At 71.5% G+C, this 17,380-nt stretch carries 20 protein-coding genes; 9 read left to right on the top strand and 11 right to left on the bottom strand.

Annotated elements, in window-relative coordinates; genetic code table 11:
• The first annotated feature begins 77 nt into the window (after window positions 1-77).
• Both L1857_RS04115 and L1857_RS04110 read left to right on the top strand, forming a co-directional pair.
• Window positions 78-974 (top strand): ABC transporter ATP-binding protein, encoded by an 897-nt coding sequence (locus L1857_RS04115; protein WP_116113653.1) that lies wholly within the window; start codon window positions 78-80, stop codon window positions 972-974.
• Window positions 971-2,566, top strand: a complete 1,596-nt coding sequence (locus L1857_RS04110; RefSeq protein WP_249464479.1) for an ABC transporter permease — start codon at window positions 971-973, stop codon at window positions 2,564-2,566. The genes L1857_RS04115 and L1857_RS04110 overlap by 4 nt, the downstream gene beginning before the upstream one ends.
• Before the next feature lie 464 nt (window positions 2,567-3,030).
• On the opposite strand, the gene L1857_RS35325 is transcribed toward L1857_RS04110, so the two are convergent.
• Window positions 3,031-3,162: a hypothetical protein gene (locus tag L1857_RS35325; RefSeq protein WP_275895923.1), complete on the bottom strand. Its 132-nt coding sequence runs from the start codon at window positions 3,160-3,162 to the stop codon at window positions 3,031-3,033.
• A 33-nt stretch (window positions 3,163-3,195) separates the two neighbouring features.
• Here L1857_RS35325 and L1857_RS04105 point away from each other — a divergent pair, with 33 nt between their 5' ends.
• Window positions 3,196-3,759 carry an MFS transporter gene (locus L1857_RS04105; protein ID WP_162831209.1) on the top strand — a complete coding sequence of 188 codons (564 nt, stop codon included), beginning with the start codon at window positions 3,196-3,198 and terminating at the stop codon, window positions 3,757-3,759.
• A complete protein-coding gene (locus L1857_RS04100) occupies window positions 3,756-5,210 on the top strand; it encodes an NAD-dependent succinate-semialdehyde dehydrogenase (protein ID WP_116113660.1) in 1,455 nt (484 codons plus the stop codon). Before L1857_RS04105 ends, L1857_RS04100 begins: the two co-directional genes overlap by 4 nt.
• Here the strand turns inward: L1857_RS04100 and L1857_RS04095 are convergent.
• From L1857_RS04095 to L1857_RS04080, 4 genes are all read right to left on the bottom strand, one after another.
• Window positions 5,194-5,814: a LysE family translocator gene (locus L1857_RS04095; RefSeq protein ID WP_094008719.1), complete on the bottom strand. Its 621-nt coding sequence runs from the start codon at window positions 5,812-5,814 to the stop codon at window positions 5,194-5,196. The two genes, L1857_RS04100 and L1857_RS04095, sit on opposite strands and share 17 nt — an antisense overlap.
• Window positions 5,815-6,136: 322 nt before the next feature.
• Window positions 6,137-6,943, bottom strand: a complete 807-nt coding sequence (locus tag L1857_RS04090) for an ABC transporter ATP-binding protein (protein WP_094008718.1) — start codon at window positions 6,941-6,943, stop codon at window positions 6,137-6,139.
• Window positions 6,940-7,989, bottom strand: coding sequence for a FecCD family ABC transporter permease (locus L1857_RS04085; RefSeq protein WP_094008717.1), 1,050 nt, complete (start codon window positions 7,987-7,989; stop codon window positions 6,940-6,942). Before L1857_RS04085 ends, L1857_RS04090 begins: the two co-directional genes overlap by 4 nt.
• A complete protein-coding gene (locus L1857_RS04080) occupies window positions 7,986-9,011 on the bottom strand; it encodes a FecCD family ABC transporter permease (protein WP_094008716.1) in 1,026 nt (341 codons plus the stop codon). The genes L1857_RS04085 and L1857_RS04080 overlap by 4 nt, the downstream gene beginning before the upstream one ends.
• Before the next feature lie 89 nt (window positions 9,012-9,100).
• Between L1857_RS04080 and L1857_RS04075 the strand changes: the two genes are divergently transcribed.
• Both L1857_RS04075 and L1857_RS04070 read left to right on the top strand, forming a co-directional pair.
• On the top strand, window positions 9,101-10,078 hold the full coding sequence (locus L1857_RS04075; RefSeq protein ID WP_233157523.1) for an ABC transporter substrate-binding protein: 978 nt from the start codon (window positions 9,101-9,103) through the stop codon (window positions 10,076-10,078).
• A 56-nt stretch (window positions 10,079-10,134) separates the two neighbouring features.
• Window positions 10,135-10,461: a putative quinol monooxygenase gene (locus L1857_RS04070; protein WP_094008714.1), complete on the top strand. Its 327-nt coding sequence runs from the start codon at window positions 10,135-10,137 to the stop codon at window positions 10,459-10,461.
• On the opposite strand, the gene L1857_RS04065 is transcribed toward L1857_RS04070, so the two are convergent.
• Window positions 10,458-11,018: a TetR/AcrR family transcriptional regulator gene (locus L1857_RS04065; protein WP_249464476.1), complete on the bottom strand. Its 561-nt coding sequence runs from the start codon at window positions 11,016-11,018 to the stop codon at window positions 10,458-10,460. The two genes, L1857_RS04070 and L1857_RS04065, sit on opposite strands and share 4 nt — an antisense overlap.
• Before the next feature lie 11 nt (window positions 11,019-11,029).
• Entirely contained in the window at window positions 11,030-11,797 is a 768-nt protein-coding gene (locus L1857_RS04060) for a metal-dependent hydrolase (RefSeq protein WP_205413373.1), read from the bottom strand.
• Between the two features lie 18 nt (window positions 11,798-11,815).
• On the opposite strand from L1857_RS04060, the gene L1857_RS04055 reads away from it, so the two are divergent.
• Both L1857_RS04055 and L1857_RS04050 read left to right on the top strand, forming a co-directional pair.
• Window positions 11,816-12,244 carry a pyridoxamine 5'-phosphate oxidase family protein gene (locus tag L1857_RS04055; protein ID WP_116113667.1) on the top strand — a complete coding sequence of 143 codons (429 nt, stop codon included), beginning with the start codon at window positions 11,816-11,818 and terminating at the stop codon, window positions 12,242-12,244.
• 62 nt (window positions 12,245-12,306) lie between these two features.
• A complete protein-coding gene (locus L1857_RS04050) occupies window positions 12,307-12,846 on the top strand; it encodes a hypothetical protein (protein ID WP_240323377.1) in 540 nt (179 codons plus the stop codon).
• 302 nt (window positions 12,847-13,148) lie between these two features.
• Here L1857_RS04050 and L1857_RS04045 read toward each other — a convergent pair whose 3' ends face one another.
• The 4 genes from L1857_RS04045 to L1857_RS04030 are packed head-to-tail and all read right to left on the bottom strand — an operon-like array spanning window position 13,149 to window position 16,299.
• On the bottom strand, window positions 13,149-14,228 hold the full coding sequence (locus tag L1857_RS04045) for an MBL fold metallo-hydrolase (protein ID WP_094008710.1): 1,080 nt from the start codon (window positions 14,226-14,228) through the stop codon (window positions 13,149-13,151).
• Window positions 14,229-14,238: 10 nt separating this feature from the next.
• Window positions 14,239-15,546: a glycoside hydrolase family 1 protein gene (locus L1857_RS04040; protein ID WP_116113672.1), complete on the bottom strand. Its 1,308-nt coding sequence runs from the start codon at window positions 15,544-15,546 to the stop codon at window positions 14,239-14,241.
• A 33-nt stretch (window positions 15,547-15,579) separates the two neighbouring features.
• A complete protein-coding gene (gene cutA, locus L1857_RS04035) occupies window positions 15,580-15,909 on the bottom strand; it encodes a divalent-cation tolerance protein CutA (RefSeq protein ID WP_094008708.1) in 330 nt (109 codons plus the stop codon).
• A 27-nt stretch (window positions 15,910-15,936) separates the two neighbouring features.
• Window positions 15,937-16,299: a hypothetical protein gene (locus L1857_RS04030; RefSeq protein ID WP_094008707.1), complete on the bottom strand. Its 363-nt coding sequence runs from the start codon at window positions 16,297-16,299 to the stop codon at window positions 15,937-15,939.
• Window positions 16,300-16,444: 145 nt separating this feature from the next.
• Here L1857_RS04030 and L1857_RS04025 point away from each other — a divergent pair, with 145 nt between their 5' ends.
• Window positions 16,445-17,380, top strand: a complete 936-nt coding sequence (locus L1857_RS04025) for a Ppx/GppA family phosphatase (protein ID WP_233157520.1) — start codon at window positions 16,445-16,447, stop codon at window positions 17,378-17,380.

The raw sequence follows: 17,380 nt of genomic DNA, 5'->3' as shown, positions 1-17,380 counted from the left end.
CATCCGTCCAGCGCTTCAGACAATCTATACGTTTTCCTAACTTCACAACTTTGTGAAAGCTCTGTAGCTTCACGTCCATGGACAACGCCATCTCCATCGAGGGCCTGCACAAGTCGTTCGGTGCGACCAAGGCCCTCGACGACCTGAACCTGCAGGTCAAGACCGGAGAAGTGCACGGCTTCCTGGGCCCGAACGGGGCCGGGAAGTCCACCACCATCCGCGTCCTGCTCGGTCTGCTGCGCGCGGACCGGGGCACCGCCCGCCTGCTCGGCGGCGACCCGTGGCGCGACGCGGCGAGCCTGCACCGACGGCTCGCCTACGTCCCCGGAGACGTCAACCTCTGGCCCAACCTCTCCGGCGGCGAAGTCATCGACCTGCTCGGCCGGCTGCGCGGCGGTCTCGACAAGCGCCGCCGCGACGAGCTGATCGAACGGTTCGACCTCGATCCGAAGAAGAAGGGCCGCACCTACTCCAAGGGCAACCGGCAGAAGGTCGCGATCGTCGCGGCCCTGTCCTCCGACGTCGAGCTGCTGATCCTCGACGAACCGACCTCCGGCCTCGACCCGCTGATGGAGGCCACCTTCCAGTACGCGATCCAGGAGGAGCGCGACAAGGGGCGCACGGTGCTGCTGTCCAGCCACATCCTCGCCGAGGTCGAGGCCCTGTGCGACCGGGTCAGCATCATCCGCAACGGGCACGCGGTCGAGACCGGCACCCTGAACGAACTGCGGCACCTCACCCGGACCTCGATCGTGGCGGAGCTGGCCGGTCACCCGAACGGGCTCAGCTCGCTGTCCGAGGTGCACGACCTCAAGGTCGACGGCAACCGCGTCCGCTTCGACGTCGAGACCCAGTCGCTGGACCAGGTGCTGCGCAAGCTCACCGAGGTCGGCGTGCGCAGCCTGACCAGCCAGCCGCCGACGCTGGAGGAGCTGTTCCTGCGCCACTACACGACCGAAGCGAGCGCCCGGTGACCGCGCTGGTGGGCACCCGGCACCTGGTCCGCCTCGCGGTGCGGCGGGACCGGATCGTGCTGCCGCTGTGGGCGCTGGTGATCGGGATCCTGCCGGCGAGCAGCGCCGGCGCCTACGAACAGCTGTATCCGGACGCGGCCAGCCGGGCGTCGCTGACGACGGGGATGAGCGCGAACCCGTCGATCACCCTGCTCTACGGGCCGCCGTTCGACCTGTCCACCGCGGGCGGGTTCACGGCCTGGCGCTTCGGCGTGTTCCTGCCCCTGTTCACGGCGCTGGCCTGCATCTTCACCGTCACGCGGCACACCCGTCAGGAGGAGGACACCGGGCGGCAGGAGCTGCTGTCCTCGACCGTCACCGGGCGCTACGCCGCACTGACCGCCGGGTTGATCACCGCGGGCATCGGCGCGGCGGGGACCGGGCTGCTGGCGGCGCTGGGCCTGATCGGGGCCGGCCTGCCGGCGGGCGGTTCCGTGGCGTTCGGGCTCACGACCACGCTGACCGGGCTCGTGTTCGCCGCGGTCGCCGCGATCGCCGCCCAGCTGGCCGAGTACTCGCGCACCGCCAACGGCATCGCCTCCGCGGTGCTCGGGTTCGCCTTCCTGCTCCGCGCGGTCGGCGACTCGGCGACGGACGTGTCGTGGCTGTCGTGGCTGTCACCGCTCGGGTGGGCGACGCAGACGCGGCCGTTCGCCGGGGACCGGTGGGCCGTCGCGCTGCTGCTCGTCGCCGTGGCAGTCGTGCTGGGGACGGTGGCCTACCGGCTGCTGCCGCGGCGGGACGTCGGGATGGGCATCTTCCCGGCGCGCCCGGGACCTCCGGTGGCGGCGCCCGGGCTGCGGTCGCCGTTCGCGCTGGCGTGGCGGCTGCACCGGGGCGTGCTGATCGGGTGGACCGCCGGGTTCGCGGTGCTGGGGGCGATGTTCGGCTCGCTGGCCGCCGGCATCGGCGACCTCGTCGGGGAGAGCGCGCAGGCCCAGCAGGCGTTCGAGCGGTTGGGCGGCGCGCAGAACCTGGTCGACACGTTCCTCGCGATGATCGCCGGGATCTTCGGGATGGTCGCCTCGATGTACGCGGTGCAGGCGACGCTGCGGATGCGGTCGGAGGAGACCGCGCTGCGGCTGGAACCGCTGCTGGCGACTCGGGTGCGACGGCTGCAGTGGGCCGGGAGCCACCTGGTGTTCTCACTGCTGGGGACGGCTCTGCTGCTGGTCGTGTCGGGCCTGTTCGCCGGGCTGCTGCACGGGTTGCGGGTCGGTGACGTGAGCGGCCAGGTGCCCGCGGTGCTCGGCGCGACGGTCGCGCAGGCGCCCGCGGTGTGGGTGGTCGTCGGGATCGCCGTGGTGGTGTTCGGGTTCGCGCCGAAGCTCGCGACGGCGGCGTGGGGCGTGGCCGCGGTGTTCCTCCTGCTGTCGCTGTTCGGGCCGGTCGTGCAGGCGCCGCAGGTGGTGCTGGACATCTCGCCGTTCACGCACGTCCCGAAGCTGCCGAGCGCGGAGTTCGTGGTCACGCCGTTCGCGTGGCTGCTCGGCATCGCGGCGGTCGCGCTTGCCACGGGTCTGGCGCGGTTTCAGCGGCGGGACATCGGGTAATCCCGGGTCATCCGAGTGGCAGCGCCCGGACTCGTCGGGGGGTCCGGGCTCTGCCGCTCATTTTTTGTCGGTACCCCTCGCTAACGTTGTTCATCTGGCGGGACCGAGGGGGACCATGCGATGGGGGTTGTTGGGGCACGGGGATTTCCGGCGTCTGTGGCTGGCCGATGCGCTGAGCCAGTTCGGCGACCGGATCAACCTGCTCGCGGTGCCGTTGCTGGCGGCGATCACGCTGCAGGCGACGGCGGTGCAGGTGTCCGTGCTGCGGACGCTGGAGACGCTGGCGTACCTGCTGCTGGCGTTGCAGGTGGGCGCGTGGACGAACCGAATGCGCAAGCGGCGCGTGCTGGTGGCGGCCGACCTGGGCCGCGCGATGGCGTTCGGTTCGGTACCACTCGCCGCGGCGTTCGATTCGCCGACACCCGCTTCGGCCAAACCGCCGATTCCAGGAAGCTCACCGCCGCTCACTCGCCGAACAGCCGCACCAGCTGCTCCGACCGGCCGGTCACGGCCACCGCCGCGACCGAGACGTTCGCCTGCAGCCGCGCGTTGCCCGCCGGAGATCGGCGACGGGCTCCGGTCCGTCTTCCCGGCACTGTGCGCGATCGGGGTACACGACGGGCGTCAGCGTGTGCCAGCAGTTCCAGATCACGGTGGCGGCGCTGTTCCTGCTGCGCGAGGTGCACCTGTCGCCCGGCATGATCGGGTTGCTGCAGGCGGGCGGGCTGACCGGGGCGCTGCTCGGTTCGGCCGTGACGCGCCGGCTCGGCAGGTGGCTCGGCGAGGCGCGGCTGATGTGGATCAGCGCGCTGGTGTGGGGCGCGGGATACCTGATGATCCCGTTGACCACGCCGGGCTGGGGCATGGCGTGGTATCCCGTCGGCAACTTCCTGACCGGGGTGAGCATCGTGGTGCTCAACGTGCACCAGGTCAGCTACCGGCAGGCGGTGACGCCCGAGCGGCTGCAGAGCAGGGTGGCGGCCACCTCCGCGTTCCTGTACTTCGCGCCGGGGCCGGTCGGGAGCGCGCTCGCCGGGGTGCTGGCGAGCGTGGCCGGACTGCGGGGGACGTTGTGGCTGGCCGGAGCGGGCGTGGCGGTGTCGGCGTTGTGGCTGGTCTGCTCGCCGTTGCGCCGGATGCGGCAGTTGCCCGAGGCATACGAGGAGGTGCGCACGGGTAGTCACGGCGCATGACCCTCGATGGAGTACCGCGTCAGCTCTTCCTCGCCGGTCGGTGGCGTGACGCCGCGGACGGCAGCCGCTTCGGTGTGCACGATCCGGGGACCGAGCAGCAGCTCTGCGAGGTCTCCGACGCGCAGGACGCCGATGTCGGCGAGGCCATCGAGGCAGCCGTCGCGAAGCAGGAGGAGTGGGCCGCGACACCGCCGCGCGAGCGGGGCGAGATCCTGCGCCGCGCGTGGCAGCTGATGACCGACCGCGCCGACGAGCTGGCCCGGTTGATGACGCTGGAGATGGGCAAGAGTCTGGAGGAGTCGAAGGCCGAAGTCACTTACGCCGCCGAGTTCTTCCGGTGGTTCGCCGAGGAGGCCGTGCGCATCGACGGGCGGTACGCGCGCAGCCCGGCCGGTGGTGGGCGCGTGCTCGTGTCGAAGCACCCGGTGGGGCCGTGCATCCTGGTGACGCCGTGGAACTTCCCGCTCGCGATGGGCACCCGCAAGATCGGGCCGGCCATCGCCGCGGGCTGCACCATGATCGTCAAGCCGGCGCAGCTGACGCCGTTGTCGATGCTGAACCTCGCCGGCCTGCTCAAGGAAGCCGGGCTGCCGGACGGGGTGCTGAGCGTGCTGCCGAGCACGTCGGCGAGCCGGGTCGTGAACCCGGCCCTGGCCGACCCGCGGATCCGGAAGCTGTCCTTCACCGGGTCCACCGAGGTCGGGCGCAAGCTGGTCGAGCAGTGCGCGCCCAACCTGCAGCGGATGTCCATGGAGCTGGGCGGCAACGCGCCGTTCCTGATGTTCGAGGACGCTGACCTGGACGCGGCGGTCAAGGGCGCGGTCACCGCGAAGATGCGCAACAACGGTGAGTCGTGCGTGGCGGCGAACCGGTTCCACGTGCACTCGTCGGTCGCCGGGGAGTTCGTGCGGCAGCTGACCGAGGCGATGTCGTCGCTGAAGGTCGGGCACGGCACCGAGGACGGGGTGAAGGTCGGGCCGCTGATCAGCGCCGAGCAGCGGGACAAGGTGATCGAGCTGGTCGACGACGCGCTGTCCCGCGGCGCGCACGCGACCACCGGCGGCAAGCCGCTGGACGGTGACGGCTTCTTCTACGCGCCGACCGTGCTCACCGACGTCCCGCCGGACGCCCGCATCCTGCGTGAGGAGGTGTTCGGCCCGGTGGCGCCGGTGACCACGTTCGAGGACGAGGACGAGGCGGTCCGGCTCGCCAACGACACCGAGTTCGGCCTGGTGGCCTACGTGTTCACGCGCGACCTGGACCGCGCCATCCGCGTCGGCGAGCGGATGGCGACCGGGATGGTCGGGCTCAACACCGGGCTGGTGTCGAACGCGTCGGCGCCCTTCGGTGGCGTGAAGGCGTCCGGGTTCGGCCGCGAGGGCGGCGCCGAGGGTATCGAGGAGTACCTCGACGTGAAGTACATGGCGCTGTCGCTCAGCGGGACTCCGTAGCGATCCGCAGTCCGAGTCCGATGAGGACTGTCGCGGTGAGACGGTCGAGCCACCGCCGCACCGCGTCGCGCAACAGGAACCGGCGGGCCTGGGCCGCCAGCAGGAGGACCGTGCCCATCCACAGCCAGCCGATCGACACGTGGATGAGGACGAGCAGGGCGCCCCAGGCCGCCTGCCCGGACCCGGCGGGCAGGAACTGCGGCAGCAGGCTCAGGTAGAACACGCCGACCTTCGGGTTGAGCAGGTTCGTCACGAGCCCGGCGCGGAGGGCACCACGTCCCGGCTCGACGCCGATCTCCGGGGGCGCCTGGTGGCGGCGGAAGCTCTTCCACAGCGCGGACGCGCCGAGCCAGATCAGGTAGGCCGCACCGACGATCCGCACGACGTCGTAGGCGATGCGGGAGGCGGTCAGCAGCGCGGTCAGGCCCGCGATGCTCGCCGTCCCCCACACCAGGCAGCCGAGGTTGATGCCGGTCAGCGCCCGGAAGCCGGCCCGCCGACCGCCGAGCAGGGTGTGGCGGAGCATCAACATCGTGTCGAGACCGGGCGTCATAACGCCCACGAGCGCGACGAGGACGTAGGCGAACAGAGCGGAAGTCGACATACCGCCACTACAACACAGCCGGGCCCGCGAAGGGGCCGACTTTTCGGAAGACCGCCCGAGCACCCACACCGACGAACGCCCGAAAATCGGCCAACGCGGAACCCGACGCCTGCGGCGGCAAACACAGTGCCCGCAGCGGCAACCCGGCGCGGGCGCCAGCCAACACCGCCCCCGGTGCGGGCCAAACCCGCCGTCCGCACCCGCCGACACGGCGCCCACGGCGCCATCGTGGCAGTCGGCGCGGCCAATGCGGTGGCCACGCAACCAGCACCGCCCGGGGGGCGGTGCTTCAGTCCTGTGCCTGTCCCGCCCCGGGGGTGCCTCAGTCCCCGCCGCCGTCTTGGAGGTGGGCGCTGATCGGCACCACCAGCGGTGTTCCGGAGACCGGGTCGGGCAGGACCTTTGCCGTCAGGCCGAAGATCTCGTCCAGCAGCGGCTCCGTCAGCACCGTCGACGGCGGGCCCTGCGCGATGATCCGCCCGTCGCGCATTGCCACCAGTGTGTCGGCGTAGCGGGCGGCCAAGTTCAAATCATGCAGGACCATCACGACCGTCGTGCCGCGGTCGCGGTGCAGGCGGTGCACCAGGTCCAGCACGTCGATCTGGTGGGCCAGATCGAGGTAGGTGATCGGCTCGTCCAGCAGCAACAGCCCGGTCTCCTGCGCGAGCGTCATCGAGATCCACGCGCGCTGCCGCTGCCCGCCGGACAGTTCGTCGACCACCCGGTCCGCCAGCACGTCCATCCCCGTGAGCCGCAGAGCATTGGCGATCGCGTCCTCGTCCGACGACGACCACTGCCGGTACCAGCGCTGGTGCGGGTGCCGCCCGCGCGCCACCAGATCACCGACCGTCAGCCCCTCGGGCGCGACCGGTGACTGCGGCAGCAGCCCGACCACCTTCGCCACCTCGCGGGTGGGCAGCTTGTCGATCCGCTCGCCGTCCAGCAGCACCGCGCCCTCCCGCGGCGCCAGCAGCCGCGCCAGCGCCCGCAGCAACGTCGACTTGCCGCAACCGTTCGGGCCGATGATCGCGGTGATCGTGCCGTCCAGCACATCCAGGTCCAGACCGTCGACCACCACCCGCTCGCCGTACCCCAGCTTCAGGCCCTCGGCTCGCAGTCGTGACGTCATGCTCGTGCCTCCCGGCGGCTCCGGACGAACAGGAAGATCAGGTAGGGCGCCCCGAGGATCGCGGTCAGCACCCCGACCGGCAGATCCGGCAGCAACAGCCGGGTCAGCAGGTCCGCACCCACGGTCAGCAACGCCCCCAGCACCATCGACCCGACCAGCGGCGGCTGCGCGGTCTTCGCCAGCCGCACCGCGATCTGCGGCGTCGCCAGCGCGACGAACGTGATCGGCCCCGCCGCGGCGGTGGCGATCGCGGCCAGCGCGGCCGCCAGCAACAACAACGCCCCGCGAGCACCGTCGACCCGGATGCCGAGTCCCCGCGCGGTGTCGTCGCCGAACTGCAGCCCGCCGACCGTCCGCCCGCAGACCAGCGTGATCGGCACCAGCACGGCCAGCGCGATCGCGACCGGCCCCACCGAGTCCCACCCGACGTCGGCCAGGTTGCCGACCAGCCACGTCGTCGCGCGCGCCGCGTCGTTCACGTCCCCGGCGGCCAGCAGCCAGTTCACGATGTTGTAGCTGATCGCCCACAACCCGATGCCGATCAGCACCATCCGGTAGCCGTCGATACCGCGCCGCCACGACAACGCGTACAGCAGCACGCCCGCCAGCAGCCCGCCGATCAACCCGGCGACCGGCACGCCGAGCGCGCTCACCATGCCGCTGACCTGGCCGCGGTACCCGCCGGCGACGATCGCGGTGACCGCGCCGACCCCCGCGCCCCACGTGATGCCCAGGATGTCCGGGCTGGCCAGGGGATTCCGCGCGACCGACTGGAACAGCGCGCCGGACAGCCCGAGCGCGGCGCCAACCAGCACACCGGCGAGCGTGCGCGGCAGGCGCAGGTCGAAGATGATCCCGCGTTCCCGCCGGGTGCCGCCGCCGAGCAGGGTCTCCAGCACGTTCCAGATCCCGATGCGGGAGCTGCCCATCCCGATGTTGATCGCGGCGACCAGCACCAGCAGCACCGCCGCGACGACCACGACCGCGATCACCCGCGGCTTGACCGTCCACGCCACCGGCCCGGCGGCCAGCACCTTGCGAGTCATATCTTGCTCAGCCCCCGCCGCCGCACCAGCACGATGAACACCGGCGCCCCGAGAATCGCGAGCAGGATGCCGACCTCGAAGTTGTCGCCCGTCAGCACGCGCCCGAGCACGTCCGCCGTCAGCAGCAGCACCGCGCCGAGCAGCCCGGCCACCGGCACCAGCCAGCGGTAGTCCGGGCCGGTGATGGCGCGGGCGAGGTGCGGCACGACGAGCCCGAGGAACGCGATCGGCCCGCACGCGGCCACCGCCGACCCGGTGAGCAGCGTGATCGCGGCGACGCCGAGGACCCGCGTGCGCAGCACCCGCTGCCCGAGAGCGGTCGCGACGTCCTCGCCCAGCGCCAGCGTGTTCAGGCCGGGCGTGTTGACCAGCGCGAGCAGCAGGCCGAGCACCAGGAACGGCGCGATCTGACCGGTGATCGCGAAGTCGCGCCCGGCGATCGACCCGACGCGCCAGAACCGGTAGGTGTCCATGCCGCGCTCGTCGCCGAGGATGATCGCCGACACCAGCCCGTGCAGCAGGGCGCTCACCGCCGCCCCGGCCAGCGCGAGCGTCACCGGCGTCGCGCCCTTGCCGCCGACCGCGCCGAGCAGGAACACCGCGACGCTGGCCAGCAGCGCGCCGGCGAAGCCGAACCAGATGAACCCGTAGAGCCCGTCGACCCCGAGCACGACGACCGCGAACACCACCGCCAGCGCCGCGCCGTGCGTGACGCCGAGCAAGCCGGGATCGGCGAGCGGGTTGCGCGTGTGGCCCTGCATGAGCGCGCCGGCGACACCGATCGCGAGCCCGACGAGCAGGCCCAGCACCGTGCGCGGCACCCGCAGCGACCGGACGATGATGTCCGATTCGGACCCGGACGGCTGGGTGAGCGCCGTCCACACCTCACCGAGCGGGATCGACTTCGTACCCAGCGCGACACTCGCCGCGCAGATCAGGGCCAGCAGAACGGCGAGCCCGCCGATACCGGCGAGACGACGCTGCCTGCGCGTCCGTGGCCGGGCTGTCGCCACCACCGTCACTGATGTCGCCTATCCAACTCGCGCTTCCAAACGGGACAAACCGCATCCTATGCTCCGCTTAGGCAAGGCTAACCGAAAGAGAGATCCCGATGACGAGACCGTGGCGAGCAGCACTGACGCTGGCCGTGACCGCGTGCCTGACCCTCACGGCGTGCGGTGGCGGCACCGACGAAGCCGCGCAGCAGGGCGGGACGGACCAGGCCGGCTATCCGCGCACCATCCAGCACGCGATGGGTTCGACCGTGCTGGAGACGCAGCCGAAGACCGTGGCCGCGCTCGACACCAGCTACGTGGACGCCGCGCTCGCGCTCGAAGCCCAGGTCGTGGCGTACACGAAGTACCGCAACTTCGACCAGCTGCCCGACTACCTCGGCGACGACCGCCGGTTCGGCGCGGGCGCCAAGGTGGTCGGCCCGCTGGAGAGCCCGGACGTCGAGCAGCTCTACGACATCAAGCCGGACGTGATCGTGTCGGCGAAGGTGCGGCACGAGAAGTACTACGAGCAGTTCACCGGGGTCGCCCCGACGGTCTTCTCCACGACGACCGGCGCGGTCTGGAAGGACAACATCCGCCTGCTCGGGCAGGTCCTCGGCAAGGAGTCGCTGGCCGAGCAGAAGATCGGCGCCTACGAGCAGCGGGCGCAGCGGATCGGCCAGGAGATCGCGGCGAAGCTCGGCCGGGCGCCGACGGTGTCGATCGTGCGGTTCGTCGAGGGCGAGCCGACCGTGCGGCTCTACAGCAGCGCGTCCTACCCCGGGATCGTGATGGCCGACGCGAAGCTGTCCCGGCCCGCCGGCCAGCCGGACGCCACCGACAAGATCTCGGTGAACCTCAGCCAGGAGGACATCGCGAAGCTGGACGCGGACATCATCTTCGTGTCGTCGTACTCCGACGAGACGAAGACGGCGGAGGACCCGAAGGCGAAGTTCCAGGCCAACCCGCTGTGGGCGACGCTCAAGGGCAAGATCGTCGAGGTCAGCGACACGACCTGGTTCACCGCGGTGAGCCTGCAGGGCGCGTCGGCGATGCTGACGGACCTGGCGAACCAGTTCGGCGTCACGCCGTGACCCGGCGCGGGGCCGCATCCGGTGTGGGCGCGGCCCCGCGGCCCTACGGTGGAGCCATGATTTTCATCACCGCGAAGTTCCGCATCCTGCCCCAGTACGCCGACGACTGGCCCGCGATCGCGCGGGACTTCACGCTCGCCACCCGCGCCGAGCCGGGCTGCCTGTGGTTCGACTGGTCCCGCAGCGTCGAGGACCCAACCGAGTACGTGCTGGTGGAAGCCTTCCGCGACGGTGAGGCGGGCGCGGCGCACGTCCAGTCCGACCACTTCAAGACCGCGCAGCAGACCCTGCCGCCGCACCTGGCGGAGACCCCGCGGGTCGTCAACTTCGAGGTGCCCCAGGACGACTGGTCGGAACTGGGTGAACTCGCGGTGCGGCGTTAGGCGCGCAGGCCGTCGGCGATGATCTTCGCCAGCTGCCGTCCCGGCGGGGCCTGCCGCTGGATCGCGAGGTAGCCCGCGAGCAGGGCGGTCAGGTCGCCGGGTTCGACGTCGGCCCGGACGGCGCCCGCGGCCTGCGCCCGGCGCAGCAGGTCGGCGAACGCGGCGCCGAACTCGGCGCGTTCCTCGGCGGCGGCTTTGAACGGCAGTCCGGTGCTCGCCTCCAGCGCGTCGCACAGGGCCTTGTTCAGCAGCGCCTGCTCGGCCACCACGTCGAAGAACTCGAAGAACACCGCGCCCGGGTCGGCCGCCTCGAGCCGCTCCTTCGCCTGAGCGGCCAGCCACTCGATGCGGTCCAGCACGACCGCCTCGAACAGCAGCTCCTTGCTGGGGAAATGCCGGTAGACCGTGCCCGCGCCGACCCCGGCCCGGCGCGCGATCTCGTCCAGCGGCACCGACGGGCCCTCGTCCGCGAACGCCTCCTGCGCCGCGGCCAGGACACGGGCGCGGTTGCGGCGCGCGTCGGCGCGCAGTCCGGTGCGGCTCGCGGGGGTCGTCATCGTGTCCGATTCTAGCCGCCCGCGGCCACCGTGGGTTCGGCGAACAACCCGACCAGACCGGCCCACGCGCCGGGCACCAGCAGCACCGCCAGCACGGTGAAGACCGGCACGATCAGGAACTTCTCCACGCCCTTGCCGGTGCGGAAGCGCAGGAACGCCGGCGGCCGCAGCTCGTACCAGGTCTCGCCGGCGATCGGCACCGGGAACAGGAACGGGCAGCCGGATTCGGTGAGCGCGTCGCCGAGGCAGTGCACGAAACAGCCCACCGCGACCGCGATCCCCAGCCAGCCGGTGAGCTGCGACAACTCGGCCGCGGCGCTGGCCGTCAGCGCCCACCACAGCACCCCGCCACCGGCGACCAGCAGCAACCAGTCCCCCAGCGCGTCCGCGGCGAGCAGCAACGCGAACAGCACCACCCCGGCCACGACGTACCAGCCGCCGGCCCGGGTGCCGTACGTCGTCGCCGCGCCCAGGCCGATCGCGAACAGCAGCGTGTGCGACAGGTGCCGGTGGCTGCCCCGGCCCCGCTCGTCGCGCGGGCCCTTGGTGACCTTGTACAGCGCGGCCGAGGTGTGCCGGAGCAGCCAGCACACCAGGCCGGTGATCGGCCCGAGCAGCTTGGAGGCGCGGGCGTGCGGGTGGTCGAGGTCCGGCAGCAACGCGAAACCGGCGGTCGTCGCGGCGAACGCCAGCGCCTGGTGCACGGAGCCGGCGCCGATGGCCGGGGCGAGCGCGAGGCCGGCGCACCAGCCGGTGAGCGCGTGGGTGGAGCCCATCATGCGGAAGATCTTGGCAAGATGGACGCCGACCGACGCGAAGGGACGCGCATGATCACGACCACCGAGGCGCCCAGCGACGAGCTGCGGGCGTTCTGGGCCGAGCGGCACCTGTGCATGCTCACGACCCTGCGTCCGGACGGGAAACCGCACGTCGTGCCGGTCGGGGTCACCGTGGACGAGGACTTCACCACGGCGCGGGTGATCTGCGGCCGCGGCAGCGTCAAGGCACGCAACGTGCGTGCCGGGCAACCCGCGCGTGTCGTGGTGAGCCAGGTGGACGGTCGCCGTTGGTCGAGTTTGGAGGGATCGGCGGTGGTCCGGGAGGATCCGGAGTCGGTGGCGGACGCGGAAAACCGTTACGCCGTGCGGTATCACCGCCAGCCGAAGCCGAACCCGGAGCGGGTCGTGATCGAAATCAGCCTGGACCGCAGGCTCGGCATGAGGTAAAGCACACCGATGGCGGGTTGCGGACGAACGGGAAGATAGGGCAGTAATTCAGGGTGCGGACCGTGAAGACCCTCAAGATCGACAGCCCGTTCGCGGGCGGCACGACGTGGGACGTCGTCGATCGGACCGTGATCGGCGCGCTCGCGCCGTCGATGATCAGCACCCTGCGGCGGGGTTCCGAGGACTTCCTGTGGTTCGCCGAGCGGCGCATCGCCGGTCACCAGCTGGGCCGCCCGGGCCGCTGGGACCACCCGGTGGAGCGGGAGCTGCTCGGGTGGCGGTCGCGGCTGGCGTTCGAGCTGGACCCGCCGGTGGTGATCCCGGAGATCGACCTCAAGCTGTCGCACTGGGTCCGCAACACGCACGAGGAGTTCCTGCGGCGGCTGCCGGACACCGGGGGCGTGGTGCAGCTGGAGAGCGTCCGGGACGTGGACGCGTGGCTGCACACGCTGATCGACCACTACAAGGCCGTGAAGGCCGCCGGGGAGCAGCAGCTCGATCCGGACGCGCGGGCCACGCTGATGGCGTGGTTCCGGAACACGTTCTTCAAGATCCGCCGCGCGGCGGACCGGGTGGGGCTGACCCGCGTGCGGCCGAGCTGATCGGGGCCGCTGGGCGCGTCGCCGTGTTGGGCGGCGGTTTAAAGATCAAAAGATGTCCTCGCCGGACGGGCAGGCTCCGGGATGACGGGGGACCGTTGTCGGCTCACCTCGGGCAGGTGGTCGCTGGGTGGTCATCCCGTCGCCTTCCGGTTTTGTGTGTATCACCTTGAGCCAGGGCCGCAAGGTTGGCATGGTCGGCCGCCGGTGGGCGGCCTGGGTTGCGGCCCTGGCTCAAGGTGATCGTCACGTGTCAGGCGACGGGATGACCACCCAGCTCGGGTGTGCAGATCGGCGCCGGCGCGCTATCCGATCGGCTGCCACCACGGGTCGATGGGCTTTGGGTTGTCCACGTCGATCCGCTCACCGGGGCGGGGGATCGCCAGCGCCACGTCGTGTGCCTTCGATTCGCGCCAGGCTCGCTCGGCCGGCTCGCTCCAGCCGTGCATCGCCAGGCGGAACGTGCCCCAGTGCACCGGGATCAGCAGCCCGCCCCGCACGTCGAGGTGGGCGGCGACTCCCTCCTCCGGCGTCATGTGGATGTCCGGCCACGCCGGGTGGTACGCGCCGATCTGCACCAGCGCCGCGTCGAACGGGCCGTACTTCTCCCCGATCGCGCGGTAGCCCTCGAAGTAGCCCGAGTCCGCCGTGTAGAACACCTTCCGCCCGGACCGCGCCACGATCCACGACGCCCACAGCGTGTTGTTCCGCGTGAACGCCCGGCCGGAGAAGTGCTGGGCGGCCGACGCGGTCACGTCGACCCCGCCCACCGACACCGACTCGTCCCAGTCCAGTTCGATGATCCGCTCCGCCGGGATCCGCCACCGGCGCAGGTGCGCGCCCACCCCGAGCGGGACCACGAACGGCGCGCGCTGCGTCTTCGCCAGCCGCACCACCGTCGGCCGGTCGAGGTGGTCGTAGTGGTCGTGCGACACGATGATCACGTCCAGCTCGGGCAGCTCGTCCAGCTGGTGCGGCGGCCGGTGCATGCGCTTCGGGCCGACGAACCGGGACGGCGACACCCGCTCGCCCCACACCGGGTCCACCAGCACCTTCCGGCCGTCGATCTCGATCAGCGACGACGCGTGGCCGTACCAGGTGATGTGCAGCCCCTCATCGGCCGGCGCCCCCGGCCGCACCAGCGGTACCGGCCCGGTCGGCTTGCGCCGCTGCTTGCCGAACACCATCTCGCCGACCAGGTCGCGGGCCCGGGCCGGCTGCACGAGCGGCGGGGCGAGGTTGCGGAACCGGCCGTCGTGGAACTGCGGGGAGCGCCGCATGCGCTCGGGATCGGGCCGCCCGCCGAACGCCACCGGGATCTCCCACAGGGCCGCCACCGCCCCGCCGAGCAGCGCGGGCAGGGCCCACCGCAACGTCTTCGCCATGTCCGGACAACTACGAACCGGCGCCGGATGTTCCCAGCGGCGCCAGCGGCCCGGACGGATCGGCCGGCGACAGGCAGCTGCCCAGCGGATCGACCAGCGAGCACAGCGCCGGCCCCTGGACCAGCCGGTACGACGGCCCGACGCCACCGCGCGCGATCACGTCGCGGTACGCCGCGACCCCGTCGGTCGCCCGCCGGGTCAGCGCGGGATCGGTCAGAGCGTCCACTTCGTACAGTCCGAAGCGCGGCCGGTAGCTGCCCCACTCGTAGTTGTCGGTGATGCTCCAGTGGTTGTAGCCGATGACGTTCATGCCGTCGGCCTTCGCGCGCTGCACCCAGAACAGCGTGTCCTGGATCGACGCCGCGCGGGTGTAGCCGTCCGCGCGCGGCTGGCCGTTGTCGGTGGGCAGTCCGTTCTCCACGATGTACAGCGGCAGGTCCGGGTAGCGGTCGCGGTAGTAGCGCAGCGCGTAGTAGATGCCCTCCGGCTGCGGCTTGACCTTCCAGAACTGCTCGAACGCCGCGTGGATCGCGGTGAGGTTGGTCAGGCTGACGCCGTAGTAGTAGTCCAGCCCGACGAAGTCGACCTTGTCCGTGATCCGGTCCATCACGACCAGGTCGGTGACCGGGTTGAAGCCGGCGTAGAAGGCCTGGTTGCTGGTGACCTGCGCGGACGGGTCGAGCCGGTGGATCTCGTCGTAGGCGCGGCGGTGCGCCTGGACCACGTTGGCCTGCCAGGCGGGGACCTGGAACGGGGTGACCGCGCCGATCTTCAGCTCCTGCGTGAGGAACGCGACCGGCTCGTTGAACGTCACCCACAGCACGTCGTCGTAGCGCTCGGCGATACGCGTGGTGAAGGCGAGGAAGTCGTCCACGGTCTTCGCGGCGGTGAACCCACCCTGGTCGGCCACCCAGCCGGGGTAGACCCAGTGGCTCAACGTGATCATCGGGGTCATGCCCGCGGCGCGGATGTGCCGGACGACGTCGTCGTAGTAGGCCAGCTCGGTTTCGTCCCACACGCCGGGCGCGGGCTGCACCCGCGCCCACTCCACGCTGAACCGGAAGGTGTTGACGCCGAGGTCCTTCGCCAACCCGATGTCCTCGGCGTAGCGGTGCCGGAAGTCGGTGGCGTTGGCGTACGGGTCCACGCCGCCCTTCGCGACGTACCGCGACCAGTTGCTGTCCGGGGCGCTGCCCTCGGATTGGAAGCCCGCGGTGGCCACTCCCCAGTAGAAGCGGCTCTCGGCGGAGGCCGGGGTCACCGGGACCGACGCGAGGCAGAACAGGACGACGAGCGCTATCCGGACCAGACGCGACATGTGAAAGAAATTTACGTTTCCCCGGTCGGCCCGTCAACGATCAACCGGCCTGGTCTCCTCGACCAGCCACGCGAGGTACTCCGCGCTGCCGCCCTCGATGGGGGTCGCGATGATCTCCGGCACCTCGTAGTTGTGCTGCTGCTTGATCAGCTCGACCAGGGCCGCGACCCGGTCGGCCGCGGTCTTGATCTCCACGCGCCACTCCGGATCGGCCTGCACCCGGCCGTCCCACCGGTAGACGCTCAGGATCGGGCCCACGATCTGGGCGCACGCGCCCAGCCGCGCCTCGACGGCCTGCGCCGCCAGCTCCCGGGCCGTGGTCTCGCTGTCGGTGGTGGACGACACGATCACGTGTTCGCGCATGTGCCCGATTAGAGCACCACGCGCGGCTCAGACCCAGCCCGCCTGCTGGCCCTCGCGCTGCTCGTCGGCGTCCGCGCTGGCCTGGTGGGTCAGCGCGGCCACCGCCTGCGCCAGTTCCGTGCGCACCTGGTCCCCGTCGGTGCGGTCGGTGTGCAGCGTGATGGCGATCTCGCACTGCCCGGGACCGCGTTCGTGGACACGCAACTCACCGCAATCGTCACCCTCGCTTTCGGTGCCCCACGCCAGGTGCCTGCTCGCCGGGTCCGTGCGCAACCAACCCTCGTCCAGGTTCTGCGGCAGGAACCGGGGCAGGTTGGGTGTGTCGGAGATGAACGCGAACGCCTCATCGGCGGGCAGATCGGCGGTCGCGGTGTAGTGGAACGTCTCCATGAGATCGGAGATAGCCGTGTGACGCGGGGCTAAACGGGGTACGCAGGGCCTTATGCGACTCGGCGTGCTCGACATCGGTTCGAACTCGGCGCAGCTCCAGATCGTGGATGCCCACCCGGGCGCCCCGCCATTACCGGCGCTGGCTGTGAAAGAGCCCACACGCCTGGCCGAGCAGATCGACGAGTGCGGGGCGATCGCGGAGGAGGGCGTGTGCCGGGCGGTGGACGCCGTGGAGGCCGCGCTCGCCGCCGCGCGGCTGCACCGCGTCGAGCAGCTGTTCCTGTTCGCGACCTCGGCGATCCGGGACGCGGCCAACCGGGACGAGGTCATCAACCGCATCGAGGAGCGCACCGGCGTGCGCCCCCAGTTCCTCACCGGCGAGGACGAGGCCCGGCTGACCTACGCGGCGGCGCACCGCTGGTACGGCTGGTCCGCCGGCCGCCTGCTGCTGCTCGACATCGGCGGCGGCTCGCTGGAGATCGCTCTCGGCCGCGACGCCGAACCGCAGCTCACCCTGTCCCTCCCGCTGGGCGCGGGCCGGCTGACCCGGACGTTCCTGCCCGACGACCCGCCGTCGGTCCGGCAGGTCAAGGCGATGCGGCGGCACGTGCGGGACATGCTGCGCGAGGTCGCCGACCGGCTGAGATGGGAGGGCGTCCCCGCCCGCGCCGTCGCCACGTCGAAGACGTTCAAGCAGCTCGCCCGCCTGGCCGGGGCGCCGCCGCAGCGGCGCGGCCCGTTCGTGCGGCGCACCCTCACCGTCGACGCGCTCAACGCGTGGATCCCCCGCCTGGCCGAGATGACGGCAGCCGAACGGGCCCGCCTGCGCGGGGTGTCCGCGCCGCGCGCCCGGCAGATCCTGGCCGGCGCGATCGTCGCCAAGGCGACCATGGACACGCTCGACATCCGCAAGGTCGACGTGTGCCCGTGGGCGCTGCGCGAGGGAATCATGCTGCACCACCTGCAAACCCTGCAGGTCTACGACGGCCTGCCGCTGCAGGCGATCAGCACCGCGGTGCCGGAGGTGTCGGGCCGGGGCGCCCCGGGTAAGTCCCTCGTGGGACTGAGCCGAGGAGCGTGA

The sequence above is a fragment of the Amycolatopsis thermalba genome (assembly GCF_023376025.1).
Lineage (GTDB): Bacteria > Actinomycetota > Actinomycetes > Mycobacteriales > Pseudonocardiaceae > Amycolatopsis_E > Amycolatopsis_E thermalba.
The sequence above is the reverse complement of the archived record's forward strand: the minus strand, read 5'-3'. Positions and strand labels throughout refer to the sequence as shown.